Origin of the sequence: Pseudomonas sp. 22072 (assembly GCF_052046095.1) — a bacterium.
In the GTDB taxonomy this organism is placed as follows: domain Bacteria; phylum Pseudomonadota; class Gammaproteobacteria; order Pseudomonadales; family Pseudomonadaceae; genus Aquipseudomonas; species Aquipseudomonas paracarnis.
Window position 1 is genome coordinate 29328 of record NZ_JBQEQE010000009.1, and the last position, 6803, is coordinate 36130.

The window sequence follows — 6803 nt, forward strand, 5'->3', positions numbered from 1 at the left end:
ATCCGCCAGCGTGGTTTAACGGGGCGCCTAAGATCAAAAGCAGATCAAGATCAAGAGCGGCTCGCTTCGCATCGTGGTTACGGGGCTGCGGCGAACTGCACAGTTGTGTAGATACCTATGCTGCGATGGCGATGGAACATTCACCACCGCTATCGCAGGCAAGCCCACCTTTTTGACCGCGTTCGACATTCCGATCAGATCGGCGTTAACGGCGTCACAGATTCAAGCCTTGGCAGCCATCGCCGTCACTTCCACCCGCATACCTTCCACCGCCAAGGCGGCAACGCCCACTGCCGCCCGCACTGGCCAGGGCTTGGCGAAAAAGCGCTTGTAGACCTCGTTGAACGCAGCACGGTCGGCCATGTCGGTGAGGTAGATGGTCAGGTGCATGACCCGGTCCATGGAACTGCCGGCTTTTTCCAGCGCGACTTTCAGCGCTTGCAGGGTGCACTCGCTTTGCAGGGTGATATCGCCCAGCTCCAGGCTGCCATCGGCATGGGTGGGAATCTGGGTGGAGACCAGGATGCCGTTGAAGCCGATCACGTCGGAGGAGATGGAATCGGCGTCCGGGTCAGGGGTATAGGACAGGTCGTGGTTGGCCATGGGCACCTCGTGTTGGCAGGAACAGAAAGGCGCCATGGTCGGTGAAATTCAGCCCAGGGGCAAACCCTGGCTTATATCCAGCGTCGGAACAGCACGCTGGCGTTCACGCCGCCAAAGCCGAAGCCATTGGACAGCGCATATTCAATCGGCATGGGACGCGCCTCATCGCGCACCATGTCCAGGCCGTCGGCGAGGGCGTCCGGGTTTTCCAGGTTGAGTGTCATTGGCGCGATCTGGTCACGCAGGGCAAGCACGGTGAAGACGGCTTCGATGCCCCCCGCAGCACCGAGCAAGTGGCCGGTGGCGGATTTTGTCGAGCTGATCGCCGGGCTACCGCCAGTACCGAATAGCGTCCTGATTGCCGCCAGCTCGCCTTTGTCGCCCACAGGTGTGGAGGTCGCGTGGGCATTCAGGTACTGCACCTGCGACGCCTCGATGCCCGCCTGGCGCAACGCTTGAGTCATTGCCCGGCGCGCACCGTCACCGTCTTCAGGCCCTGCGGTCATGTGATAGGCGTCTGCACTGGTGCCATAGCCCACGAGTTCGGCAATCGGCTGCGCGCCCCGCGCCAGGGCATGTTCGAGTTCTTCAATTACCAGAATGCCGGCGCCTTCGCCCATCACAAAGCCGTCGCGCGCCTGATCGAAGGGTCGCGAAGCGCGCTGCGGGGTGGCATTGAAATCGCTGGACAGCGCTCGCGCTGCGGCGAAGCCGGCAAGGCTGACGCGATGAATCGCCGCTTCGGCACCGCCGCATACCGCGACGTCCACTTCCCCGGCGCGAATCATTCGCGCTGCGTCGCCGATAGCCTGAACCCCGGCGGCACACGCGGTTACTGGCGCACCCAGCGGGCCTTTCAAGCCATAGTTGATCGACACATGCCCGGCGGCCATGTTGCTCAGAAACGATGGAATGGTGAAGGGCGACAAACGACGCGGGCCCTTGCTGTCGGTGGTGCGCACCGCATCGGCAATGGCCGGGAAACCGCCGACGCCGGAGGCGATGATGGTTGCCGTGCGTTCCTGCTCCTCGGGTGTTCTGGGGGCCCAATTGGCCTGCTTCAGGGCTTCATCCGCCGCCGCCAGGGCAAACAGGATAAAGCGGTCCATCTTGCGCTGTTCCTTGGCTGCCAACAGTCGATCAGGATCAAAACCGGCTTCGGGGTCTTGCAACACACTCTGCACCTGGCCGCCGATGCTGACCGCCAGATCACCGATCAACTCTTGCGGCAACCGGCGGATGCCCGACTGCCCGTCCAGCAAGCGCTGCCAAGTGGATTCCACGCTCGACCCCAGCGGCGTCAGCGCGCCCATGCCCGTCACGACGATACGTTTACTCATGCTCAATCGACTCCTGTTGCTTGAAGGGTACACAGCGTATGGACGTCACTATCATCATGAAAGTAACATGGCGTCATACAAGTTTGTACTCGCACACAGGAATACTTATGCAGCGCAAATCCCTCATCAGTGCCGAATGCCCCATCGCCCGTAGCCTTGAACGGGTAGGGGAGTGGTGGAGCATGCTGATCATGCGCGACGCCTTGCACGGCTTGCGCCGTTTTGACGAGTTCTCGCGCAGCCTGGGCATCGCGCCCAACATGCTGACGCGCCGCCTTAATGGCTTGGTAGACGCGGGGATGCTGGAGCGCCGCGCCTACAGCGAGCGGCCGCCACGGTACGAATACGTGCCGACGGCCAGAGGCGAAGACTTTCGTATGGTGCTGATGGCGTTGGTGGCGTGGGGCAATCGGCATTACGCCGAGGAGGGCATCAGTGTCGAGGTGGTGGAACGCGAGACGGGCCGGCCGGTGCAGCCGATGATGGCGACGGAGGAAGGTGCGTGGGTGGCGATGGATCAGTGCGTGGTACAGCCCGGCCCGGCCGCCAGCGCAGGGATGCGCCAACGGCTGAGCCGTGAGTGATTGATTACTCTTTTACATCCATGAACTCTTCGGCCCACGCCACATAGCTCTCAGGCAAGGTGTAGGTGTGGGTCAATTCCGTCGCACTGAGGTTCGAGGTGCTGTGGGTCAGCTGGCGCTGGGCACGCAGGCTGTCGTAAGTGGCCTTGATCGCGGCGAAGTAGGCGCCATGCCCGGCCACCACGATGCGTACGCCCAGGCTGGCCAGGCGCTCGCTGTCGTGCAGTTGTGGGTTGCCGTAGGTCACCAGCATCAGCGGAACGCTGAGGTTCTCCGCGATCTGCTCCAGGTGGTCGAAGTCCTTGACGCCGACCATGCAGATGCCGTCAGCACCGGCCTTTTCGTAGGCCTTGGTCCGTGCAATCACGTCGCGGGTGGGCAGCACGCCGGCATTGGTGCGCGCAATGATCGACAGCGCCGGGTCGACACGCGCCTCCAGCGCGGCCTTGACCTTACCGATGCCTTCTTCGACGGAAATCAGGTCCGTGGATTTACGCCCGAATTGCGCGGGCAAGAGCGTGTCTTCGATGGTCAGCGCTGCGACGCCGGCACGTTCCAGTTCTTCGACGGTGCGCATCACGTTCAGGGCGTTGCCGTAGCCGTGGTCGGCATCGGCGATGAAGGGCAACTGGGCCACACGGCCGATGCGGGTGGCTTGCTCGACGAACTCACTCAGGGTAATCAACGCAAAATCGGGGGCCGCCAGCACCTGCAGGGAGGCGACCGAGCCGCCCAGGATTCCCACTTCAAACCCCAGGTCGGCCGCGATGCGGGCAGACATGGGGTCGAATACGGAGGCGGTTTCAACGCACAGGGGCGTTGCCAGCAGGTCACGGAAGTTACGGCGTAGCGCTGAGTGAGAAATCTTGGGCATGGTCTTTCCTGGCTTTGGTCATCGTCAAGTGACGATCAATGTCTATTCGTGGTGCCGGGAGATTACCACGCAGATGCCCCTGTGATTATGACGTTTGAGCGCGGCGAGGGTTATCGAGCGACTGCACTGTACGACGTACCCAGGTCGCGGGCCCAGCCGTCGAGCACGTCCTTGACGTTGTCGGCGGTCATGACTTGCTTGTCATTGGCCAGGGGGGCGCCGGTGCCTTTACGCACCATGGCCGCCACGACATCGCCGGTCGAACCATCTTCCAATGACAGCTCCGTGGCGATTTCACTGTCTCGATCGCGTATGCCTGTGGCGGCGCTCACGCCCGCTGCGACCAGGGTGATCGGCAGCCACTCATACAACCGCAGTCCCTGTGGGCTGGTGGCGATGCGGGTGATGGCAGGGCGTACTGTGAGGGTGTCAGGGCCAGGTTTTGAGGCCAGGTAAACGTATTTGCCAAGTTCCGAGCGCAGTACCAGGTCGTAGTAGCCGGTGACGTGGGAGAGCGTGCTTTGGGGGATCTGAGCGGTGGGTTCAACAGCCGGGAAAAACTGGCTAGGCGCCAGGTAGACCTGCTTGTAGCGGCCGCGCTTCAAGGCTGGGCTGATCCAACTCAGTACGGTCTGGCCCGACGGGCTCTGTTGTTCTTTAAGCAGGCTGTAGTCATGAAGAAAGCCTGTATATCGCTCGGGTTCGACCTTGTTGCTGCTGCAAGCCATCAGGCTCAGGGTGGCCGCCATCAGTAGCAGGAGTGAGCATTTACGGGCCATCAATGGGTTGCCTGTTCGTTTGGAGTGTCGTGTGACGATTCGATATGCAACTGGCCATGGGTCATGATCCAGTGGACAAGCTCGGCGATGGGAATGGAGTGGGCGTACTCGACCCAGCGCCCGGCGTCGGGGCTGTAGTGTTCGAAGTAGCGACGCAGCACGATACGGTCCAGGTCCGCGTTCAGCCCCAGGCAGGATTCCTGGAACAGCATCGGGCTGTCCTGAGCCGGGGAAGAGGTGCGCTGGCTCAGTACCAGTGGCCGCGCATCGCCTGCTGCTTGCTCGGTGTACCTGCTGCTCGAAACTTTCATAGGCGTCTTTCGTGAGTGGGAGATGTGCAGAATGCCCCACAGGTTTTGCCCAAAGATGTCCGGGTTGTGTCCGTGGCGAAGGAATGTTGCTCGATTGAAATAAATGACCCCGGCGCCGGAATGGTTTTAGATGGCGTTCTTTTTTTGGCCTGGGAATCTGTGAACGTGAGCAGACTGCTGATCGTCGATGACGACGTGGAAGTGCTGGCATTGCTGAAGAAATTCTTCGTCCAGCACGCCTATGAAGTCGACGTGGCCGCCGACGGCGAGGCCATGTGGGCGGCCATCGCACAACAGCGGCCGGACACGATCATCCTCGACCTCATGTTGCCCGGCGAAGGCGGCCTCAGCCTCTGCCAGAAAGTGCAGGCGCAGGTCGGCATCCCTATCATCATGCTCACGGCCATGGGCGAGCTGAGCGACCGCATTGTTGGCCTGGAACTGGGCGCCGACGACTACCTGACCAAACCCTTCGCCCCACGCGAATTGCTGGCGCGCCTGCGCGCTGTGCAACGGCGTGCGGGACAGCCGGTCATCGCGGCCGACGAGCGCTCACGCCCGGTGATTGCCTTCGCCGGTTGGCATCTGGATATCACCTGTCGCGAGCTGCGTTCGCCGGAGGGCGTCATGATCCCGCTGTCCGGTGGCGAGTTCGATTTGTTGGTGGTGTTTCTCGAACACCCCCAGCGCATCCTCACCCGCGACCAGTTGATCGACCTGACCCACGGCCAGGGCCACGACGCCTTCGACCGCAGCATCGACGTGCAGGTCAGCCGGCTGCGGCGCAAGATCGAGCCCGATTGCAAGCGCCCGGACCTGATCCGCACCGTGCGCAATGGCGGCTATCTGTTCACTGCCCCGGTGACCCGCGCATGATTCGCCGCCTGCTGCGCCGCGACACCCTGAATCGGCGGATCGCCCTGACCATTCTCGCCGCGATGCTCGCCTCACTGGCCCTCAATGCCTTGTTCGTGCAGGTGGCCGGGGTGTGGGCGCGTCCGCCCATCGACCGCACGGGGTTGCTGGAACAAATGGCCGCGACGTTGAAAGTGATCGAGGCGGCGCCTGCGCCGTTGCGCTCGCATCTGGCTGCAGCGGCCAGCGATGCGCGGTTGCAGGTGACGTGGCATACCAACCCCGTGGATTTCGGCCTGCCCAGCGGCGGCAACGTGCTACAGGCGGGCGAAGTCCCTGGGATACAGGCGTTGTTTGGCACGGGGCGCACCATTCAGGTGTACAGCCCGGACGATTGGCCCCGTGGCAGCCCCGACGCGCATTATGTCGCGCTGGTGCAGTTACTTGATGGCAGCTGGTTGTCCTTCATCCCACCCGAACGCAGTTGGGGCCTGAGCGCACCCACGCGGATTGCGGTGATCATCATCCTGGGGTTGATCGCCACCTTGCTGGTCGCCTGGGTGGCCACCCGGCAATTGGCCAAGCCGTTGCAGCGTTTCGCCAGTGCCGCCAGACGCTTCGGCGGAGATCTGCGCGCACCGCCCATCGACATCGAAGGCCCCGACGAAATACGCCAGGCCACTATCGCCTTCAACACCATGCAGGCGCAGATCCAGCACTTCATCGGCGAACGCACCCAGATGCTGGCAGCCATTTCCCATGACTTGCGCGCGCCTTTGACGCGGATACGCCTGCGCTGCGAGTTCATGGAGGATCTGGACCATCAGCACAAGCTGATTCGCGATGTCGAGGAAATGCAGTCGATGATCAACGCCGCGCTGGCGTTTTTCCGCGACGATACGGTGCTGGAGCACAGCACGGCATTCGATCTGTCTGAACTGCTGCAAACCATCATCGACGACTATCGCGACCAGCAGCTGGTGGTCGACTTCCGGGGGCCGCCCCATCTGGTCTATCACGGCCGGCCACTGGCGCTTAAACGGGTGGTGGTCAACCTGCTGGAAAATGCCGCCAAGTATGCCCGTCACCCCGGCATTGCTCTGAGTGTTGACGATCAGAGGGTATGTATCGAGGTCAACGATGAGGGCCCGGGGATTCCCGAGGCGGACCTGGAGCGTGTGTTCGACCCTTTTTTTCGTCTCGAGACCTCACGCAACCGCAATACCGGTGGGGTAGGGCTTGGGCTCTCGGCAGCGCGGGCCATTGTGCGCGAGCAGGGCGGTGAGCTGAGCCTGAGCAATCGACGTGGTTCGGGGTTGGCGGCTCGGGTTGAATTGCCGCGCTAGCGTGATGCGATATGCGCATTATTAATGAATTAGGTTATGCGTTATCAGTATTTTACATCTCGCCTTCAGCACCACGAAAATAGCCCGGACACCAAAAACCTGTGGCGAGGG

8 protein-coding genes are annotated in these 6803 nt (G+C 62.1%); 3 read left to right on the forward strand and 5 right to left on the reverse strand.

Annotation, left to right across the window (positions count from 1 at the left end; genetic code table 11):
• Positions 1–222: 222 nt before the first annotated feature.
• Together ACTJLA_RS11595 and fabF are read right to left on the reverse strand one after the other, a co-directional pair.
• On the reverse strand, positions 223–603 hold the full coding sequence (locus ACTJLA_RS11595; protein ID WP_014718423.1) for a RidA family protein: 381 nt from the start codon (positions 601–603) through the stop codon (positions 223–225).
• A gap of 71 nt (positions 604–674) precedes the next feature.
• On the reverse strand, positions 675–1943 hold the full coding sequence (gene fabF, locus ACTJLA_RS11600) for a beta-ketoacyl-ACP synthase II (protein WP_072446689.1): 1269 nt from the start codon (positions 1941–1943) through the stop codon (positions 675–677).
• A gap of 107 nt (positions 1944–2050) precedes the next feature.
• On the opposite strand from fabF, the gene ACTJLA_RS11605 reads away from it, so the two are divergent.
• A complete protein-coding gene (locus ACTJLA_RS11605) occupies positions 2051–2527 on the forward strand; it encodes a winged helix-turn-helix transcriptional regulator (protein ID WP_034127411.1) in 477 nt (158 codons plus the stop codon).
• A 4-nt stretch (positions 2528–2531) separates the two neighbouring features.
• On the opposite strand, the gene ACTJLA_RS11610 is transcribed toward ACTJLA_RS11605, so the two are convergent.
• The 3 genes from ACTJLA_RS11610 to ACTJLA_RS11620 form a co-directional block, all read right to left on the reverse strand.
• Positions 2532–3401 (reverse strand): isocitrate lyase/PEP mutase family protein, encoded by an 870-nt coding sequence (locus ACTJLA_RS11610; RefSeq protein WP_072446687.1) that lies wholly within the window; start codon positions 3399–3401, stop codon positions 2532–2534.
• Positions 3402–3511: 110 nt separating this feature from the next.
• Complete coding sequence (locus tag ACTJLA_RS11615; RefSeq protein WP_054898480.1) at positions 3512–4180, reverse strand: DUF3313 domain-containing protein; 669 nt, start codon at positions 4178–4180, stop codon at positions 3512–3514.
• On the reverse strand, positions 4180–4491 hold the full coding sequence (locus ACTJLA_RS11620; RefSeq protein WP_034127413.1) for a hypothetical protein: 312 nt from the start codon (positions 4489–4491) through the stop codon (positions 4180–4182). The genes ACTJLA_RS11615 and ACTJLA_RS11620 overlap by 1 nt, the downstream gene beginning before the upstream one ends.
• Positions 4492–4656: 165 nt before the next feature.
• On the opposite strand from ACTJLA_RS11620, the gene ACTJLA_RS11625 reads away from it, so the two are divergent.
• On the forward strand, positions 4657–5367 hold the full coding sequence (locus tag ACTJLA_RS11625; protein WP_372241970.1) for a response regulator: 711 nt from the start codon (positions 4657–4659) through the stop codon (positions 5365–5367).
• Positions 5364–6692, forward strand: a complete 1329-nt coding sequence (locus ACTJLA_RS11630; RefSeq protein ID WP_440841285.1) for an ATP-binding protein — start codon at positions 5364–5366, stop codon at positions 6690–6692. The genes ACTJLA_RS11625 and ACTJLA_RS11630 overlap by 4 nt, the downstream gene beginning before the upstream one ends.
• Positions 6693–6803: the final 111 nt, after the last annotated feature.

Bases quoted from the DNA above. Each gene is read 5' to 3' on its own strand.
- ACTJLA_RS11595 (WP_014718423.1), bottom strand. From the start codon at position 603: ATGGCCAACCACGACCTGTCCTATACCCCTGACCCGGACGCCGATTCC.
- fabF (WP_072446689.1), bottom strand. From the start codon at position 1,943: ATGAGTAAACGTATCGTCGTGACGGGCATGGGCGCGCTGACGCCGCTG.
- ACTJLA_RS11605 (WP_034127411.1), top strand. From the start codon at position 2,051: ATGCAGCGCAAATCCCTCATCAGTGCCGAATGCCCCATCGCCCGTAGC.
- ACTJLA_RS11610 (WP_072446687.1), bottom strand. From the start codon at position 3,401: ATGCCCAAGATTTCTCACTCAGCGCTACGCCGTAACTTCCGTGACCTG.
- ACTJLA_RS11615 (WP_054898480.1), bottom strand. From the start codon at position 4,180: ATGGCCCGTAAATGCTCACTCCTGCTACTGATGGCGGCCACCCTGAGC.
- ACTJLA_RS11620 (WP_034127413.1), bottom strand. From the start codon at position 4,491: ATGAAAGTTTCGAGCAGCAGGTACACCGAGCAAGCAGCAGGCGATGCG.
- ACTJLA_RS11630 (WP_440841285.1), top strand. From the start codon at position 5,364: ATGATTCGCCGCCTGCTGCGCCGCGACACCCTGAATCGGCGGATCGCC.